The organism is Kitasatospora sp. NPDC058965, from assembly GCF_042741245.1.
Taxonomy (GTDB): domain Bacteria; phylum Actinomycetota; class Actinomycetes; order Streptomycetales; family Streptomycetaceae; genus Kitasatospora.
Genome location: NZ_JBHYKG010000030.1, coordinates 13,127 through 29,449, shown reverse-complemented (window position 1 = coordinate 29,449; position 16,323 = coordinate 13,127). Strand labels below are relative to the sequence as shown.

Sequence of the window (16,323 nt, the reverse complement as noted above, 5' to 3'; positions counted from 1 at the left end):
TCGGATGCGGGTCCGGCGCCGGCTTCCCGGTGCAGGAGGCGAGCAGCGCCACCAGCAGCGCCGTCGCCCACACCTGCGGGGGTCTGGTTCGTGAAGGGGTCAACCGCACGGCAGTCGCAATCTCTAGGCGTGGTAGAACCGGGCCAGCTGGATGTACGCGGTCACCTCGCAGCCGGGGGCCGGGGCGACGGTGAGCAACAGGTCGACCTGCTTGGCGTTGGGCGGGATCCGCACCGTGACCGCGTCCCCGCCGTGCGCCTTGGTGCCCGGCGGAGCGCCCGCGGCCCGCTCGGCGGGCCGGATGTCGCCCATCCGGCGCACCGAGAAGGTGGAGTCGGAGCAGTCGCCGGCATCGGGGTGCAGGTCCTCCAGCACCACGCTGATGTCCAGCCGGTTGAGCTGCTTGGGCACGCCGAGCCGGGCGGTGGCGGTGGTGGTCGGCTGGGCGGGGTCGGTGGGCCAGGCGATCTGGCCGGTCACGTCCACCGGCTGGTCGGCGAAGTACTCCTGGCCCCAGCGCCCGACGAAGAACGTGGTCACGGCGGCGAGCAGCAGTGCGGTCACGGCGTAGGCCGGGCGCAGGGTCCAGCGGTTGAAGGAGAGCACGCTGGTCGCCAGCAGGCCGCCGGCGGTGGCCACGAAGGTGCCGGCCGCCGTGCCGTCGGCGCCGAGGGCCACGGCTCGCCAGATGCCGAGCGCGCAGCCGGACAGCAGCACCACCGCGAACAGGCAGCCGACCGCCTCCTTGAACCAGGTCCGGGTGTGGCGGACCGGCTCCTGGGCGGAGCGGGGCGGGGCGGCGGGAGTCGCGGGAGGAGCGGGAGGAGCGGGAGTTGCTGGAGTGGCGGTGGGGCCGGGTTCACCCTGGGTCGATGCCATGCGCGCCAGTATTCGGGCGCCGGGGACCGCTCGTGGCCGTGTTCATCCAATCGAGATGGTTGGCCACCAACGAGGGTGACGGAGCGTCAGATCTTTGTCCGCTCCCCGGACCGCAGAGCGAACCGCGCGCACCTGCCGCACCCTCACAGCCGTCGTCCGCTCAGTGCAGAGCCATACATCGGGTCTATTTCTTAAAGGCAAACGGCATCTTGACGCGCATCAATCAACAATGGCTTGATGACAGGGCAGCAGCGTGGGAGCGCTCCCGCAGCTCACTCCCCGGGCTCTCCTGCCCTCGCTCCCCCCACGAAAGGCAGCCCCATGCTCAGACTGGTCTTACGCGCGGTCCGCACCGCCGGTGTCGCCGTCGTCCTCACGGCGGCCTCCCTGGTCCTCCCGGTGGCGGACGCCGGGGTGGCCCACGCCGGCACCACCATCTGCGACAAGTTCGGCAGTACGACCGTCTCCGGCGGCGCCTACGTCGTGCAGAACAACGAGTGGGGCGACACGATCCAGCAGTGCATCGACGTCGGCAACGACGGCTTCACGGTGACCACCGGCAACCACAACGTCGGCACCGGCGGCGCACCCGCCGCCTACCCCTCGATCTACGCGGGCTGCCACTACGGCAACTGCTCCACCGGCAACGGGCTGCCCCAGCAGGTCTCCGCCTTCGCCAACCCGCAGTCGAGCGTGAACTTCAGCACCACCGCCGGCTCCTGGGACGCGTCCTACGACATCTGGTTCGACACCCAGGCCAACCCCAGCGGGCAGAACGACGGCGAGGAGCTGATGATCTGGGCCAACCACTCCGGTCCGCCCGCTCCGTTCGGCAGCAAGGTCGGCACGGTGTCGCTGGAGGGCGCCGCCTGGGACGTCTGGTACGGGCGCCAGGGCAGCAGCCCCGCCTGGAACACCGTCTCCTACGTCCGCCAGCAGCCGACCAACGCCCTCACGGTCGACCTCAAGGACTTCACCAACGACTCCGCCGCCCGCGGCTACCTGCAGACCTCCTGGTACCTGACCAGCGTCCAGTTCGGCTTCGAGCCCTGGCAGGGCGGCCCGGGTCTGGCGGTCAACTCCTTCTCCTACACCGCGAACGGCAGCGGCGGCGGGGGCGGCGGGGGTGGGGGCGGCAGCAGCCGGATCGTCGGCCAGGGCAGCGGGCGCTGCCTGGACGACCAGAACGGGGGCACCGCCGACGGCACCGCGGTGCAGCTGTGGGACTGCTACGCCGGCTCGGGCAGCTGGCCGAACCAGCAGTGGACCCGCAACGGCGGCACCTTCGTCAACGGCACCTCGGGCAAGTGCCTCGACGTGGCCGGCGGCGCCACCGCCAACGGCACCCAGGTGCGCCAGTGGACGTGCAACGGCACCGGCGCGCAGCAGTGGCAGGTCAACTCCAACGGCACCGTCGTGAACCCGGCGTCCGGCCGCTGCCTGGACGCGGACGGGCAGGGCACGGCGAACGGCACCCTGCTGCAGATCTGGGACTGCTACGGCAGCGGCACCCAGTCCAACCAGGTCTGGGCGCTGAAGTAGTCCGGACCGCGCACCGCCCGTCCGGCGCGGCCGGGACCGACCGACCGCGCACCGCCCGTCCGGCGCGGCCGATCGAGCTCGGCCGCGCCGGACGCGGCGGCGTCAGGCGCTCTGCGCGCTGTGCAGCCGGGCGTAGGCGCCGTCGCTGCCCAGCAGTTGGGCGTGCGTGCCGGTCTCGCGGATGGTGCCGTCGCCCATCACCACGATCCGGTCCGCGGTGCGGATGGTGGACAGGCGGTGCGCCACCACCAGCACGGTCCGCCCGCGCACCAGGCGGGCCAGGGCCTGCTGCACCAGCTTCTCCGCCTGCGAGTCGAGCGCGGAGGTGGCCTCGTCCAGGACCAGGATCCGGGGATCGCGGATCAGCGCCCGGGCGATGGCCAGCCGCTGCTTCTGACCGCCCGACAGGCGCGCGCCGCGCTCCCCGACGAGGGTGTCGACGCCGTTGGGGAGGCGTTCGATGAACTCCAGCGCGTTGGCGTCGCGCAGGGCGGCCTGCACCGTCTCCCCGGGGACGGTGCCCAGGCCGTAGGTGACGTTCTCCCGGATGGTCCCCTCGAACAGGATGGACTCCTGCGGGACCACGGAGAGGAACTGCCGGTAGGAGCGCAGGTCGAGCTCCTCCATGTCCCGGCCGTCGAGCAGGATCCGCCCCTGGGTGGGCCGCAGGAACCCGATCACCAGGTTGAGCACGGTGGACTTGCCGGCTCCCGACGCCCCGATGAGGGCGACGGTCTCACCGGGCCGCACGCTGAGGGTGAAGTCCGAGACGGACGGGGCGTCCGCGCCCGGGTACTGGTGGCCGACGCCCTGGAAGTCGATCCGGCCGGTGACCGCGGCGACCTCGGCCTTGCCCGCGTTCTCCTCCAGGTCGGGGGCCTGCAGCACCTCGCCGACCGAGCGGACCGAGGCCAGCCCCTTGCCGAGCTGCGGGGCGAGGGTGAGCAGGGTGGTGACCGACCCGGTCAGCGCGGAGAAGTAGGCGCTGAGCATCACGACGGCGCCGGGGGTGACGTTCAGCCAGCCGTAGTAGGCCACCAGCGCGGAGCCGGCCAGGCAGCCGACGCCCATGGCGTTGAGCAGGATCCAGGCCAGCGAACCGAACCGGCCGTTCAGCAGGTCGAGGCGCAGGCCCTCGTCGAGCACCCGGCCCAGGGTCCGGTCGACCCGGCGCAGCGCGGTGCGCTCCAGGCCGTGCGCCCGGGTGATCGGGATCAGGCTGGTCATCTCGCCGATCCGGGAGGAGAGGTGCTCGACCTCGCGGCGGAAGGACTCGTTCTGGTGGCGCAGCCGTTCGCGCAGCCGCACCACCAGCAGGGCGCTGGCCGGGACGAGGACCAGGAAGACCGGCAGGAAGGCCGGGGTCTGCACGCCGATGACGACCAGTCCGCCGGTCAGGGTGGCGACGGCGGCCAGGCCGTTGTCGGCGGTCTGCTGGCAGGCGGTCTCGATGCCCTCCACGTCGCGGATCACCTTGGCCTGCAGCACGCTCGCGCTGACCCGGGAGTGGTAGCCGATGGACAGCTGCTGCATCCGGTGGCACAGCGCCGAGCGCAGCCTGGTGCCGGTGCGGCGGATCGAGCCGTGCATCCAGTGCACGTACAGCAGGTGCAGCGGCAGGTTCAGCAGCAGGATGGCCAGCAGCACGGCCGAGTTCCACCAGAGCACCGAGATGTCGCGGTGCTTGACCACCACGTCGACGATGTTGGCGGTGATCAGCGGCAGCAGCCAGACCGGCGCGTGCTTGAAGAAGAAGACGCCGACCGCCCCGAAGACCCGGGCGCGGTCGGGGCGGAACAGGAAGACGAGTGTGCGGACGGGGTGCTCGCCGCGGTAGCGGTGGCTGAGCGAACCGTCGGGCAGAGCCATCGGGCAACTCCAGGCTTGTGGGGTGAGCGAGGGTCCGGCCGCCCATCCTTCCAGCCTGCCCTGGGCGCGCTCCCACCGGTGGGGGTGGTCCGTGACGGCAGCAGTCGCCACCTGGTGAACACAAGAGGCCTCACCCGTCATGACAGGACGTCAGGGTGTGTGCGCAGCAGGTGCTTTGCGCACCCTCGCCGGGCTGGGCCGAACGGCGGAACCCCGGCGGCGGTGCGGCGAGGCGAACCGTCCGACGGCTGATCGCGGGGCCACGCTGCCGGAGTGCCCGGTGTTCGCCGGACAATCAGTTCGTACCACTACGGAGCTTCCTCATGAGCGAACAACACGGGCAGTGCCTCACAGGTCGCCGCATCGGCGCGTTCGGCACCAGTCTCCTCGCGGCGGCCACCCTCACGTGGTGGCCCGCAACCGCGTTCGCCGCCCCCGGCGACAACGGGGACGTGAAGATCCACCTGACCACCGAGTCGCAGACGGACGAGCGCGACGAACCGAAGGTCTGCGCCTTCTACCTGGCGGCCTTCAACTTCGACACCCTGACGCAGGTGTCCTGGACGATCAGTCAGCAGCCGCCCACCGGCAGCGCCCAGGTGCTCGCCGGGGACGTGACCCTCACCACCGGGGCGGGCCGTTCCGCGGACCTCTCCCTGCCCGACGGCCACTACAAGCTGGAGTGGACCTTCACCGGCGAGCACGGCAACGGCAAGCAGAAGGTCTTCGAGGTCAGCTGCGCCACGCCGTCGCCCAGTCCCAGTCCCACCCAGGTGGGCACGAACCCGTCCCCCGGCACGTCCCCGAGTCCCGTCGGCTCGACCACCGGCCCCGCTCCCAGCACGTCCGCCAGTTCGACCACGACCGGCGGCTCGGGCCCGAGCGCGGGCGGAACGCCGTCGCAGGCCGGCCCGGGCGCTCCGGGCACGGGGCCCGGCAGCGCGCCGGTCGGCTCCGTCGCGGCCGGCGCCGGCGGCTCGGTGCGGACGCCGAACGCGGCGCAGATCGTCGCCGGCAGCGCCCTGATCGCGGCCTCCGGCTGGCTCGCGGTCCGTGCCCGTCGGCGCGCGCGGCGCGATGACGCCCGCTGAACCACGGCACCGGCGCGGCGGTGCCCGGCTGCTGGCCGGCGCCGCCGCGGCAGCGCTCCTGTGCGGCGGCTGGCTCCTGCACGAAGGCACCAGCACCTCCCACCCGCCGCAACCCCGGCAGGCCGCGGGTCCCGTGAGTCCCGGCGCGGCCCCGCCGCCGCAGGGCGCAGCGCCCGGCCCGACCGCCGTGGGCCCGGCGATGCCCTCGTCGCCGCCGGTCCGGGTGCGCATCCCCGCGATCAAGGTCGACGCCCAGGTCACCGGCCTCGGCCTGGACAGCCAGGGGCAGCTCACCACACCGCCGCCCGGTCGGCACCACCTCGCCGGCTGGTACCGCGACGGCACCGCCCCCGGCGCCACCGGCACCTCGGTGATCATCGGGCACGTCGACGACCGGGTCGGCCCCGGCGTCTTCTACCTGCTCGGGAAGCTGCACCCCGGCCAGACCGTCAGCGTGACCCGGCAGGACCACCGCACGGCCGTCTTCACCGTCGACGCCGTCCGCAGCTTCCCCAAGACCGCCTTCCCCTCCCACGAGATCTACGACCCGACCGGCCGGGCCGAGTTGCGCCTGATCACCTGCGGCGGGCACTACGACCACCGCACCGGGTACCAGGCCAACACCGTGGTCTTCGCCCACCTGACCTCGACCGCCTGACCACCTCGTCACCCGGCCTGCGGGGGCGGACGGCCGGGGGTTGGTCAGCCCTCGTCGCCGTCCAGCGGTGCGAGGGCCTCGGCCCACGCGGCGTACCACGCGCGGAACCACGGGTACGGCTGGGCCAGCGGCACGACCGTGCGCACCGTCTCCCGGTAGTACGAGCGGCGCTTCTCGGGGCGGGGGTGGGTGTCCAGTCGCTGCACGTTGCTCAGCCGGTCGGCGAGCTTGACCAGCAGCGCGTCCTCGGGGGCCAGCCGCAACCGGTCCAGGTACGCCGCCCGGGCCTGCGCGGCTGACTGCCCGTCGGCGGGCTCGGGCTTGGTCACCCAGTCCACCAGGTCCGCGACCCGCGGCCCGAACCGCTCGCGCACCTCGGCCGCCGAGCAGCCGGTGTCCTCCACCACGTCGTGCAGCACCGCCGCCCGCAGCACGTCGGTGTCGGTCACCCCGACGCCGTCGACCAGGACCAGCACCGCCTCCAGCAGGTGCTCCAGGTACGGCTCCCCGGCCGGCCGCCGCTGGTCGCCGTGCCACTGCTCGGCGAAGGCGACGGCCTCGTCCAGCCGGCCGAGCTCCGCCGCCGGAAGCCGCGCGGCGAGCGCCGCGCGCACCGCCGGCCAGCCCTGCGCCGCCTCGAAGGTCCGCACCGTGTCCATCCCGGCCCCCTGTTCCACTCCCTCGGGTCCGCCCCGAGCCCGTGCCGGGGATCCTACGGCCCCGCGCTGCCGGGGAGCGGCGGCGGCGGACGCTAGCATCGGCTGTCCTGGAGGTTCCGCGTGTCCGACCACCCCCGTCCCGTTCCACTGCTCGACGTCCGCGAGATCCACGCGGAGCCGGCCGCCCTGGCCTCCCCGCGCGGCCGCCACGTGCTCGGGCGGTTCCCGGCGGCCACCGTCATCGAGGTGCCGTCGCACTGGGCGATCCCCCACCTGCACGGCAACGACGGGAACGTGCGGCGCTGGGCCCGGATCAAGAGCGAGGTCCTCGTCCTGGGCGAGAAGAAGACCCTCGCGGCCCGCCCCAACGGGCGCTCGGCCGACTGGATCGCCCCGAGCTCGGCCAACGGCTGTGCCCTCGCCTGCGCCTACTGCTACGTACCGCGCCGCAAGGGGTACGCCAACCCGATCACGGTCTTCACCAACATCGACCGGATCGTCGGGTACCTCGGCCGCCACGTCGCCCGCCAGGGACCCAAGGCCGCACCCAACCAGTGCGACCCGGCCGCGTGGGTCTACGACATCGGGGAGAACAACGACTGCTCGGTGGACGCCCTGGTCTGCGACAACACCGCCGACCTGATCACCGCGTTCCGCGACTGGCCGACCGCCAAGGCGTCCTTCGCCACCAAGTGGGTCAACCGGGACCTGCTGGCCCTCGATCCGCGCGGGCGCACCCGGATCAGGTTCTCGGTGATGCCGCCGGCCGACGCCCGGCTGCTCGACATCCGCGCCGCCCCGGTGCCGGACCGGGTGCGCGCCGCCGACGACTTCCTCGCCGCCGGGTACGAGGTGCACTTCAACCTCTCCCCCGTGGTGCTGCGCCCCGGCTGGCAGGCCGACTGGGCCGAGCTGCTGCAGCGGATGGACGACGTGCTCGGGCCCGCGGTCAAGGCGCAGGCCGCGGCGGAGATCATCATGCTGACCCACAACCAGGACCTGCACGAGGTCAACCTGGGCTGGCACCCGAAGGCGGAGCAGGTGCTCTGGCGCCCGGCCCTGCAGGAGCCCAAGCGCTCCGAGAACGGCAGCTGGAACGTCCGCTACCGGGTCCGCACCAAGGCCGCCGCGCTCGCCGAGCTGCGCACCCTGATCGAGCGCCACGCGCCCTGGCTCCGGGTCCGGTACGCCTTCTGAGACCGGCCCCCGGCGCACTGCGCCGCTGCTCGGCAGGCGGATGCCGGCGTGGCGACGGAGGGTGGCAGGTGTGGGCAGTGCGCCCGCGGCCGTCGGCACGACCACCGGCGGGCGCGCGGCGGGACCGGAAGGGCGGTGGGCGACGTGTTCCAGCATCCGGCGCGCAGGCGCGAGGACGGCCGGCGCGGGCGGTTCGAGGAGTTCGCCGAACTGGCGTCGAACTTCACCAGCTCACCGGTGTTCGCGGTGCTCTGCCTGCTGGTCGTGGCGCTGTTCGTGGCGGTGAACGTGGCCGGGCTGTCCGAGGAGTGGAAGCTGGTGCTGGGCAATGCGATGAGCGCGGTGACGCTGCTGGTGCTGGCGATGCTGAAGAACTCCGAGCGCCGGGCCGAGCACGCCATCCAGCGCAAGCTGGACGCGATCGCCCGGGCCCTGCTGGAGCAGCAGGAGGGCAACCCCGGGCAGGCCGTCGAGGACCTGAAGACGGCGATCGGGATCGAGGAGCGCCTCTGACCCGGTGCTCCGGTGATCCGGTGCCCGCCCCGACAGGAGCGGCGCCGGGCCGGGCGGCCGCTCACCCCGGCCGGTTCTCCTTGCGCCAGACGAAGGCCAGGCCGGACCAGTCCTCCCCCACTGCGGCGACCTTCACGTCCACCACGCCGAACGGCAGCAGGGTCTCGCGCACCAGAGTGTCCGTCAGGTCGCTGCGGTGGCCTGCCGCGCGGCGCGGCCAGAGCATCCACAGGCAGGACGCCGGCCGCAGTGCGTCCACCAGCGGCCGCGCGGCGGCGCGCAACTCCTCGGCCGAGCGGTGGAAGGCGAGCACGACGTCCGCCTCCGTGAGCACGACGTCCGCCTCCGTGAGGACGACGTCCGCCTCCGCGAGGACGACGCTGCCCGGCCCGGCACCGTCTCCGCCCTCGCCGACGACGGAGACCAGGACGCCGTCCGGCAGGTCCGGCAGCGCCCAGCCCTGCGGCGCCCGCCACAGGGCGACCCGGTGGCCGGGCTTGATCCGCAGCTTCTTGGCCAGCGGGGTGCCCGAGTATCCGGCGTGGCCCGTGCGGCCCGAGTCCGTCATGGCTCGACATCCTCGCACCGCCCGCTGCCGGCCGGCCCACCGGCACGCCAGTCACGGGTCACGGACGGCCCGGCCCCGCCCGGCTCCGCTCGGCTCCACTCCGCCCGGCGGGCCTCGGAGGGGCTGGTGCCGTAGGCGGCCCGGTACGCACGGGTGAAGGCGGACGCGTGCGGGAAGCCCCAGCGGGCCGCGATCCGGTGGATCGGCAGGTGCTGGTGGGCGGCGGCGCCGAGGTCCCGGTGCGCGGCCTGCAGCCGCAGGTCCCGGATCCAGGCGGTCACCGTGGACTCCTCCTGCTCGAACAGCCGGTGCAGGTACCGGACCGAGAGGTGGCAGCCGGCGGCGATGTCGGCGGGCGAGAGCCGGGGATCGGCCAGGTGTTGCCGGATGTACTCCTTGACCTGCTGCAGCAGTGCGGCCCGGTGGGTCTCGGGCCGGGCGGCGGGGTCGGCCGCCAACCGGCGCTCCAGCGCGAGTGCGAGCAGGTCGAGCACCACCGCCCCGAGCCGGGTGCACTCCGCCGCGCTGTACCCGCTGGGCCGTGCGGCCACCTGGTCGAGCAGCCGGCTCAGCAGCGCCCCCGGCCCGGCGTCCACCGGCAGCGCGGTGGCCGCCAGCGGGCGCAGCCCGGCTCCGTCCGCCGGCAGCAGCGCGCGCGGCACCTGGAGCACCAGTTCCCGCAGCGGCTGCCCCTGGTGCGCCGACCCCTGGTAGGTGCTCGGCTGCGAGGTGTCGTACAGCACTGCCTCACCGGGGCCGGCCAGCACCTGCCGGTCGCCCTGCTCCAACCGCTGCCGGCCTTCGCGCGCCAGCACCAGGTGCAGCTCCTCCGGGTCCGAGCGGCGCACCAGTGCGGCCGTCCGCTGGGCCCGCAGGGGCGAGTACGCGTGGTCCGTCAGCAGGATCCCGCGGCCCAGTTCGGCCACCCGCAGCTCGGCCGCGAACCCGGCCGGGTCGGGTGTCCGGTTGACGCTCGGGACCAGGCAGCCCGACACCAGCTGGTGCCAGGCATCGAACCGCTCGTCGGCCGGTACCCGGTCGGCCCGGAAGACCGTCCGCATCGTGAGTGCCCCCCGTACGCACTGACACCTCGTCAGCTGCGCATGCTCGCCCGGGTGTGCGCCGGGTGTCAAGCAGCAGTGCACCGGCCGTCAAGGCGGTCCGCCCGGCCGGGGGCCACGCTGGCGGGGCCGTCTTGAGGAAAGGACCCCCCGTGCCGTCTCCGCTCCGCCGCCTGCTGCCGGCCACCGCCGTCGGCGCCGCCCTGCTCGCCACCGCCGCCTGCGCCGACCCGGGCCGGAGCGTCAGCAGCTCCGACCTGTGCGGCAGGGCCAGGAGCCTGCAGGCCGTCACCGACGACCAGGGCGACCGGGCCTACGCCGCCCACCTCGGCGACTGGCACACCCTGCTGGACCTCACCAAGAACGCCGCGGACGGCAAGCTGGCCGCCTGGGGCAAGCGGATCGACCAGCAGGACCGCAACGCCGCGAACTACTACCAGCCGCTGGACCACCTGATGGTCTACACCTGCCGCGGCAACGCCGACGCGCTGAACCGGGACTAGCACCGCGCTAGGGGGTGCTCTTGGGTGCGGTGCCGGAGGCCAGCAGGGCCACGGCCGGCAGGTCGAGCAGACCGTCCTCGGCGACCCGCTCGGCCGCCAGCCGGTCGTAGGCGGACTTGATCCGGGCGTAGGCCTCGGCGGGCTGCCCGGTCACCACCAGGCCGATGTTGGCCACGCCGCCGGCCGGCCCGGACCACCAGGCCGCCGGGTCCGCCCGGTGCGTCCAGGCGATCTCGCCGCTGTCCACCTCGGTCCAGCCCGCCTGTTCCAGCAGCTCGCGCAGGCCGTCGGCGGTCCGGGCGAAGTTCACCGGCAGGGTGGGGAGCACCGGGCGCTCGGCGCCGGCCTCGTCCAGCGCCTGGTTGAACAGCGCCATCGACTGGTTGCCGGCGTCGGACCAGATGGTCACCGCGACCCGGCCGCCCGGGCGGACCACCCGACGCAGCTCGGCCAGCGCCGCCCACGGGTCCTCCACGTGGTTGACGACGAAGTTGGCCACCACGGCGTCGAAGGCGCCGTCGGCGAAGGGCAGCTCGGGCAGGACCGCCTGCCGGACCTGCGCCCCGGGCGCGTTGGCGGCCGCCAGCGCGACCATGCCCGGCTCGGCGTCGACGGCGACCACCTCGGCGCCGCGCGCCGTCGCCGCCGCCGCGACCGTGCCCGGACCGGTGCCGACGTCGAGCACGCGGGTCCCGGCGCCGACCCCGGCCGCGTCCAGCAGTGCACCGGCCGTCGCTCCGCACAGCGCCGCGAAGCTGCCCGCGTACGCCTGTGCCGCGCCCGCCCACAACCGCCGCTCGTGCGCGTCGAACTCACCCGCCATGGCCCGTCCTCCCCTGTTGTCGATCTTGTCGCCACCCTAGCCGGGTCCGGACCGGTCCCGTCACCGGGCCGTCGGCCCGCCGATCCGCTTCTCGAACCAGTGCTGGGCGTACGGCTCGTCGTTGAAGGCGGGAACCTCCTCGAACCCGTAGGAGTGGTACAGCCGGATCGCGGCGGTGAGCGCCTTGTTGGTGTCCAGGCGCAGCAGGGTGCGGCCGTGCTCGGCGGCCCGCGCCTCCAGCTCGGCCAGGAACCGGCGGGCCAGGCCGAGGCCCCGGGCGTGCGGCGCGACCCACATCCGCTTGATCTCGGCCGGGGCGCCGGCCGGCAGCTTCAGTCCGGCGCAGCCGACGGGTTCGCCGTGCAGCCGGGCGACCAGGAACAGGCCGCGCGGCGGCTGGAGTTCGCCCGCGTCGGGCAGCAGGCTGCGGGCCGGGTCGAAGCCGGTGTCGAAGCACTCCTGGAGCTCGGTGAAGTAGGCCCGCAGGCACTGCTCGGCGTCGGGGTGGTCCGGGGCGACCACGTCCAGCGCCACGGTCGCGGCGGTCAGCAGCCGGTCGACCTCGGCCATGGCGGCGACCAGCCGGGCCCGCTGGGCGGCGTTGAGCGGTTCGAGCAGGGAGCCGGCCAGCTCGTCGCTGCGGGCGTCGAGCACCGCCCGCTCCGCCCGGCCGGCCTCGGTGAGCTGCACGGTGCGCACCCGCCGGTCCTGCGCCTGCGCCGCCACCGTGACCAGGCCGGCGGCCTCCAGCGAGCGCAGCAGTCGGCTGACGTAGCCGGAGTCGAGCCCGAGCCGCTCCCGCAGCCGCCGCACGTCCTGGCCGTGGTCGCCGATCTGCCAGAGCAGCCGGGCCTCGCCGACGGGCCGCTCGCGGCCCAGGTAGTGATCGTGGAGCACGCCCACGCGTTCGGTGACGGTGCGGTTGAAGCGCCGCACCTGGATGATCTGCGCCGAATCCATTCGCTGACTCTAGTCAGAGAATTGCCCGCGGCACCAGGGGCCCGCACCCCGCAGGTCGCCGCAGTCCGGCCGATACCCCGTCAAACCGCCCTGACCACCGATGACTTGCCCAAGATCACCGTTGCTAGGATGGCCCGATGTCATCGATCAAGAAGTTCCAGGTCACCTTCGACTGCGCGGACCCCGAGCGGGTCGCCCGGTTCTGGTGCGAGGTGCTGGGCTACGTGGCGCCGCCGCCGAGGGGGTTCGCGGACTGGGACGCGTACAACGGCTCGCGGGCCCCCGAGCAGCGCGGCGACTGGTGCGCGGCGAGCGACCCCACGGGCGAGGGCCCGCGGCTGTACTTCCAGCGCGTCCCCGAGGGCAAGGTCGTCAAGAACAGGGTCCACCTCGACGTGCGCGCCGCCACCGGCCTGGTCGGCACCGAGCGCCTGACCGCGCTGCAGGCCGAGTGCGACCGCCTGGTGGCCCTGGGCGCGGCCTGCGAGCAGGTCCTGGTGGCCGACGAGGAGAACGAGTCGACCATCGTGATGCGCGACGTGGAGGGCAACGAGTTCTGCCTCGACTGACCGGTCCCACGGGCGTGCGCGGGACGGTCGCCACGCGCACGCCCGACGCACGGTCCGCTCCGGCCCGGACCGCCCGGCACCCCCGGTGACCGTCCGTCAGGCCGCCCCCGTCCCGCTCCAACCGTGGTCGAGCAGGTCGAAGATCCGGGCGAGCGCCGCCTCGGGGTCCCGGTCCCCGTGGACCAGGGAGACCGCCTCCAGGGCGAAGTGGGCCAGCGCGCGGCAGCCGGCGTCGGGCCCGGGCAGCCCGGCGTCGGCGGCGATCGCGGCGGCCAGGGCGCCCTCGTGGCGCAGCCACATCCGGCGGGCGTACTCGCGCAGGGCGGGGGTCGCGTCGATCAGGTGCAGGAAGTCGGGGAACCGCGGGTCGGTGCGGATCCGCCGGGAGCGCTCGTCCTGCAGCAGCGCGTGCAGGGCCTGCGGGACCGACCGGCCGGCGGGGCGCTCGCGGACCGCCGCCACCAGCGCCGCCTCGCGATCGGCGTCCTGGTCGAAGACCAGGGCCTCCTTGCCGTCCGGGAAGTGCTTGAACAGCGTGGTCACCGACACGTCGGCCGCGTCCGCGATCTCGCGCACGCCGACGCTGTCGTAGCCGTGCTCCAGGAACAGCCGCAGCGCCGCGTCGGCCAGGGCCTGGCGGGTGGCTGCCTTCTTGCGCTCGCGGCGCCCGATCTCGGTCACCCGTCCACTCTATCGTCCCGGTGCAGCGGATCAGAAAGTTGAACGGTTACGCTTTTTTAGCGGTTGCACCTATGCTGGTGCTGTCGCGGTCCGCCCGCGACGCCACCCATGCGAAGGGAAGGTCCCGATGACCACCAGCACACCCACCGTCTGCATCGTCGGCGCCGGGCCCGCCGGACTGACCTGTGCCCGGGTCCTGCAGCGGCACGGCCTCGCGGTCACGGTGTACGACGCCGACGACGCCGTGGACTCCCGCGACCCCGGCGGCACCCTCGACCTGCACGCCGACTCGGGTCAGATCGCCCTGGCGGACGCCGGGTTGACGGACGCGTTCGCCGCCGCGGCCCGGCCGGAGGGGCAGGCCAAGACCCGCCGCGACCACCACGGCGCGGTCCTGGCCGAGTTCACGCCGGCCCCCGGCGACGAGGCCGCTCCCGAGATCGACCGCGGCCGACTGCGCCGGCTGCTCGACGACCACCTGCGGCCCGGCACCGTCCGCTGGGGGCACCGGCTCGTCCGGATCACCCCGCTGGGCCGGGGCGCGCACCGCCTGGAGTTCGCCGACGGCACCGCCGTCGACGCCGACCTGGTCGTCGGCGCGGACGGGGCCTGGTCGACGGTCCGCCCCCTGGTCAGCGACGCCGTGCCGCAGCACCTGGGGGTCTGCTTCCTCGACGCCCGGTTCGACGACGTCGACACCCGCCACCCCGACCTGGCCGCGCTGGTCGGCGCCGGTCACCTGTTCGCCAACGACAACGACGGCCGCGCGATGATCCTCCAGCGCAACGGCAACGGCGTGGTCCGCGGCTACCTCGCCTTCCGCGCCGCACCCGACTGGCAGGTCGCGGCGGGCCTGGACCTCGCCGACCCGGAGGGCGTCCGCGCCCACCTGGTGAAGGAGTTCGGCCACTGGTCCGCGCAGCTGCGCTCGCTGGTCACCCGCAACGACGGCGACTTCGTGCCCCGCTCCTTCCGGGCCCTGCCCGCTCCGCTCACCTGGGAGCACGTCCCCGGGGTCACCCTGATCGGTGACGCGGCCCACCTGATGGCACCGTTCGGCGGCCACGGCGCCAACCTCGCGATGCTGGACGGCGCCGAGCTCGCGCTCGCGCTCGTCGCGGCGGTGGCCGACCCCGGCACGGCGGCCGGGCTCGACCGGGCGGTCTCCGGCTACGAGGCGGACATGTTCGCCCGCTCCGGGCCGCTGGCCACGAGCTCGAACGAGGCGCTCCGGCAGTTCTTCGCCACCACCACGCCCGACGCGCCGAACCTGCCGCCCGACCACGCGCAGGAGCACCGGAACTACCTCGCCCGCGCGGCCGCCTACCGCGAGGAGCGGGCCCGCCGGGCGGCCGGCGCCGCCTGACCGTGCATCAGAGCCGCACGATCACCAGAGCCGTGTCGTCCGTCGCGCCCGCGGCCGGGAGCAGGTCGAGCAGCAGCGCGTCGGCGAGCGGTTCCGGGTCGGTGCCGCGGTGGCCGGCGAGCGAGGCGGCGAGGCGGGCGAGCCCCACGTCGATGTCCTCGCCGCGGCGCTCGATCAGCCCGTCGGTGTACAGGACCAGCACGTCGCCCTCACCGAAGGCCGTCGTCGCCTGCGGGCGCGGGACGTGGTCGGGCCGGGCGCCGAGCGGCGGATCGGTGGCCCGGTCGAGGAAGACGACGGTGCCGTCCGTGTGCAGCAGGGCCGGCGGGGGGTGGCCGGCACTGCTGTAGCCCATGGTGTGGGTGTCCCAGTCGACGAAGATGGCGACGGCGGTGGTGTTCTCGGCGCCGTCCACCGAACGGGCGTACAGCCCGAGCACCTCCAGCGCCTGGGCCGGACCGGGGGTGACCCGGGAGGCGGCGCTCAGCGCGCTGCGGAGCAGGCCCATGACGCCGGCCGCGCGCAGGCCGTGGCCGACCACGTCGCCGACGGCCACCGCGATCCGGTCGCCGGGCAGGTCCACCAGGTCGTACCAGTCCCCGCACACGTTGAGGGTGCCGACGGCGGGCCGGTAGCGCACGGCAGCCCGGTGGTGGCCGACCGGCCCCGGGGCGGGCAGCATCGCCTCCTGCAGCGCGAGCGCGACCTCGCGTTCGCGGGCGTGGGCCTCCCGGAGCCGCTCGTTGACCTCCTGCAGCTCGCGGGCGCGGGTGTAGAGCTCGGCCTCCAGCACCCGCGCGCGGCTGCCCCGCGGGCCGCCGCGGGCCTTGATCAGCTCGGTGATCTCCTCCACCCGGTGCACGATCAGCGCCACCCGGCCGTCCGCCCCGAGCACGGGCACGTTGACCGGGCTCCAGTACCGCTCCTCCCACTCCCCCGGCCGCTCGGTCGACTCCACGTCGTAGCGCTGCAGCGCCATGGTGTCCCGCTCCCCCGTGGCGAGCACCCGCTCCAGCGAGGCCCGCAGGTTGCCCGCCCCGGTCGCGTCGGGGTCGTTCGGGTTGTCGGGGAAGACGTCGAACACGTACCGCCCCAGCAGCTGCTCGCGGGTGCGGCCGGACCCGCGCACGAACGCCTCGTTGACGTCCGCGTAGACCAGCTCGGGCGTCAGCAGCGCGACCATGCCGGGCAGCGTCCGGAACACCGCCGCGTAGTCGATCCCCGCGTCCGCCATCGCCGGCCCCTCAGCGCCCGCCGCCGGAGCCCCGCTCCCGGCCCCGACCGGCGCGCGACGCAGCACCGGCCTCGGGCACCCACGGGATCTCGCTCACGCATCCACGCTACGCCGCGCGCCGGAGCGGTCGAGCAGGCTTGGGCCGAACGG

17 protein-coding genes are annotated in these 16,323 nt (G+C 74.3%); 8 read left to right on the top strand and 9 right to left on the bottom strand.

Translation table 11 applies throughout. From position 1 onward, the window contains the following. Positions 1-123: 123 nt before the first annotated feature. Positions 124-879, bottom strand: a complete 756-nt coding sequence (locus ACFW1A_RS08040) for a hypothetical protein (RefSeq protein ID WP_380406062.1) — start codon at positions 877-879, stop codon at positions 124-126. A gap of 321 nt (positions 880-1,200) precedes the next feature. Between ACFW1A_RS08040 and ACFW1A_RS08035 the strand changes: the two genes are divergently transcribed. Next, entirely contained in the window at positions 1,201-2,421 is a 1,221-nt protein-coding gene (locus ACFW1A_RS08035; RefSeq protein WP_380406059.1) for an RICIN domain-containing protein, read from the top strand. A gap of 102 nt (positions 2,422-2,523) precedes the next feature. Here the strand turns inward: ACFW1A_RS08035 and ACFW1A_RS08030 are convergent, their stop codons facing one another. Then, a complete protein-coding gene (locus ACFW1A_RS08030) occupies positions 2,524-4,290 on the bottom strand; it encodes an ABC transporter ATP-binding protein (protein WP_380406056.1) in 1,767 nt (588 codons plus the stop codon). A 323-nt stretch (positions 4,291-4,613) separates the two neighbouring features. Here ACFW1A_RS08030 and ACFW1A_RS08025 point away from each other — a divergent pair, with 323 nt between their 5' ends. Both ACFW1A_RS08025 and ACFW1A_RS08020 read left to right on the top strand, forming a co-directional pair. Beyond that, positions 4,614-5,381, top strand: a complete 768-nt coding sequence (locus ACFW1A_RS08025; RefSeq protein WP_380406053.1) for a hypothetical protein — start codon at positions 4,614-4,616, stop codon at positions 5,379-5,381. 199 nt (positions 5,382-5,580) lie between these two features. Beyond that, positions 5,581-6,039: a class F sortase gene (locus ACFW1A_RS08020; protein ID WP_380406051.1), complete on the top strand. Its 459-nt coding sequence runs from the start codon at positions 5,581-5,583 to the stop codon at positions 6,037-6,039. A 44-nt stretch (positions 6,040-6,083) separates the two neighbouring features. On the opposite strand, the gene ACFW1A_RS08015 is transcribed toward ACFW1A_RS08020, so the two are convergent. After that, positions 6,084-6,698, bottom strand: a complete 615-nt coding sequence (locus ACFW1A_RS08015) for an HD domain-containing protein (protein WP_380406048.1) — start codon at positions 6,696-6,698, stop codon at positions 6,084-6,086. Between the two features lie 120 nt (positions 6,699-6,818). On the opposite strand from ACFW1A_RS08015, the gene ACFW1A_RS08010 reads away from it, so the two are divergent. Next, positions 6,819-7,895: a spore photoproduct lyase family protein gene (locus ACFW1A_RS08010; RefSeq protein WP_380406045.1), complete on the top strand. Its 1,077-nt coding sequence runs from the start codon at positions 6,819-6,821 to the stop codon at positions 7,893-7,895. A 144-nt stretch (positions 7,896-8,039) separates the two neighbouring features. After that, positions 8,040-8,408, top strand: a complete 369-nt coding sequence (locus tag ACFW1A_RS08005; RefSeq protein ID WP_380406042.1) for a low affinity iron permease family protein — start codon at positions 8,040-8,042, stop codon at positions 8,406-8,408. Between the two features lie 61 nt (positions 8,409-8,469). Here ACFW1A_RS08005 and ACFW1A_RS08000 read toward each other — a convergent pair whose 3' ends face one another. Beyond that, on the bottom strand, positions 8,470-8,976 hold the full coding sequence (locus tag ACFW1A_RS08000; RefSeq protein WP_380406039.1) for a DUF3052 domain-containing protein: 507 nt from the start codon (positions 8,974-8,976) through the stop codon (positions 8,470-8,472). Further along, entirely contained in the window at positions 8,973-10,037 is a 1,065-nt protein-coding gene (locus ACFW1A_RS07995; RefSeq protein ID WP_380406037.1) for a helix-turn-helix domain-containing protein, read from the bottom strand. Before ACFW1A_RS07995 ends, ACFW1A_RS08000 begins: the two co-directional genes overlap by 4 nt. 152 nt (positions 10,038-10,189) lie before the next feature. Here ACFW1A_RS07995 and ACFW1A_RS07990 point away from each other — a divergent pair, with 152 nt between their 5' ends. Further along, positions 10,190-10,540 (top strand): hypothetical protein, encoded by a 351-nt coding sequence (locus ACFW1A_RS07990; protein WP_380406035.1) that lies wholly within the window; start codon positions 10,190-10,192, stop codon positions 10,538-10,540. A 7-nt stretch (positions 10,541-10,547) separates the two neighbouring features. On the opposite strand, the gene ACFW1A_RS07985 is transcribed toward ACFW1A_RS07990, so the two are convergent. Both ACFW1A_RS07985 and ACFW1A_RS07980 read right to left on the bottom strand, forming a co-directional pair. Next, complete coding sequence (locus tag ACFW1A_RS07985) at positions 10,548-11,363, bottom strand: class I SAM-dependent methyltransferase (protein WP_380406032.1); 816 nt, start codon at positions 11,361-11,363, stop codon at positions 10,548-10,550. A gap of 60 nt (positions 11,364-11,423) precedes the next feature. Further along, a complete protein-coding gene (locus ACFW1A_RS07980; protein WP_380406029.1) occupies positions 11,424-12,323 on the bottom strand; it encodes a GNAT family N-acetyltransferase in 900 nt (299 codons plus the stop codon). A gap of 137 nt (positions 12,324-12,460) precedes the next feature. Here ACFW1A_RS07980 and ACFW1A_RS07975 point away from each other — a divergent pair, with 137 nt between their 5' ends. Beyond that, on the top strand, positions 12,461-12,892 hold the full coding sequence (locus ACFW1A_RS07975) for a VOC family protein (RefSeq protein WP_380406026.1): 432 nt from the start codon (positions 12,461-12,463) through the stop codon (positions 12,890-12,892). A 96-nt stretch (positions 12,893-12,988) separates the two neighbouring features. Here ACFW1A_RS07975 and ACFW1A_RS07970 read toward each other — a convergent pair whose 3' ends face one another. Then, positions 12,989-13,564 carry a TetR/AcrR family transcriptional regulator gene (locus ACFW1A_RS07970; protein WP_380406121.1) on the bottom strand — a complete coding sequence of 192 codons (576 nt, stop codon included), beginning with the start codon at positions 13,562-13,564 and terminating at the stop codon, positions 12,989-12,991. 136 nt (positions 13,565-13,700) lie between these two features. Between ACFW1A_RS07970 and ACFW1A_RS07965 the strand changes: the two genes are divergently transcribed. Then, positions 13,701-14,939 (top strand): FAD-dependent oxidoreductase, encoded by a 1,239-nt coding sequence (locus tag ACFW1A_RS07965; RefSeq protein ID WP_380406023.1) that lies wholly within the window; start codon positions 13,701-13,703, stop codon positions 14,937-14,939. Between the two features lie 7 nt (positions 14,940-14,946). Here the strand turns inward: ACFW1A_RS07965 and ACFW1A_RS07960 are convergent, their stop codons facing one another. After that, complete coding sequence (locus tag ACFW1A_RS07960) at positions 14,947-16,173, bottom strand: PP2C family protein-serine/threonine phosphatase (protein ID WP_380406020.1); 1,227 nt, start codon at positions 16,171-16,173, stop codon at positions 14,947-14,949. Positions 16,174-16,323: the final 150 nt, after the last annotated feature.

What these genes read in the sequence shown, in the direction of transcription:
- ACFW1A_RS08015 (WP_380406048.1), bottom strand. Translation starts at nt 6,698, where the DNA reads ATGGACACGGTGCGGACCTTCGAGGCGGCGCAGGGCTGGCCGGCGGTG.
- ACFW1A_RS08035 (WP_380406059.1), top strand. Translation starts at nt 1,201, where the DNA reads ATGCTCAGACTGGTCTTACGCGCGGTCCGCACCGCCGGTGTCGCCGTC.
- ACFW1A_RS08040 (WP_380406062.1), bottom strand. Translation starts at nt 879, where the DNA reads ATGGCATCGACCCAGGGTGAACCCGGCCCCACCGCCACTCCAGCAACT.
- ACFW1A_RS07960 (WP_380406020.1), bottom strand. Translation starts at nt 16,173, where the DNA reads ATGGCGGACGCGGGGATCGACTACGCGGCGGTGTTCCGGACGCTGCCC.
- ACFW1A_RS08000 (WP_380406039.1), bottom strand. Translation starts at nt 8,976, where the DNA reads ATGACGGACTCGGGCCGCACGGGCCACGCCGGATACTCGGGCACCCCG.
- ACFW1A_RS07965 (WP_380406023.1), top strand. Translation starts at nt 13,701, where the DNA reads ATGACCACCAGCACACCCACCGTCTGCATCGTCGGCGCCGGGCCCGCC.
- ACFW1A_RS08030 (WP_380406056.1), bottom strand. Translation starts at nt 4,290, where the DNA reads ATGGCTCTGCCCGACGGTTCGCTCAGCCACCGCTACCGCGGCGAGCAC.
- ACFW1A_RS08020 (WP_380406051.1), top strand. Translation starts at nt 5,581, where the DNA reads ATGCCCTCGTCGCCGCCGGTCCGGGTGCGCATCCCCGCGATCAAGGTC.
- ACFW1A_RS07975 (WP_380406026.1), top strand. Translation starts at nt 12,461, where the DNA reads ATGTCATCGATCAAGAAGTTCCAGGTCACCTTCGACTGCGCGGACCCC.
- ACFW1A_RS08025 (WP_380406053.1), top strand. Translation starts at nt 4,614, where the DNA reads ATGAGCGAACAACACGGGCAGTGCCTCACAGGTCGCCGCATCGGCGCG.
- ACFW1A_RS07980 (WP_380406029.1), bottom strand. Translation starts at nt 12,323, where the DNA reads ATGGATTCGGCGCAGATCATCCAGGTGCGGCGCTTCAACCGCACCGTC.
- ACFW1A_RS07995 (WP_380406037.1), bottom strand. Translation starts at nt 10,037, where the DNA reads ATGCGGACGGTCTTCCGGGCCGACCGGGTACCGGCCGACGAGCGGTTC.
- ACFW1A_RS07985 (WP_380406032.1), bottom strand. Translation starts at nt 11,363, where the DNA reads ATGGCGGGTGAGTTCGACGCGCACGAGCGGCGGTTGTGGGCGGGCGCG.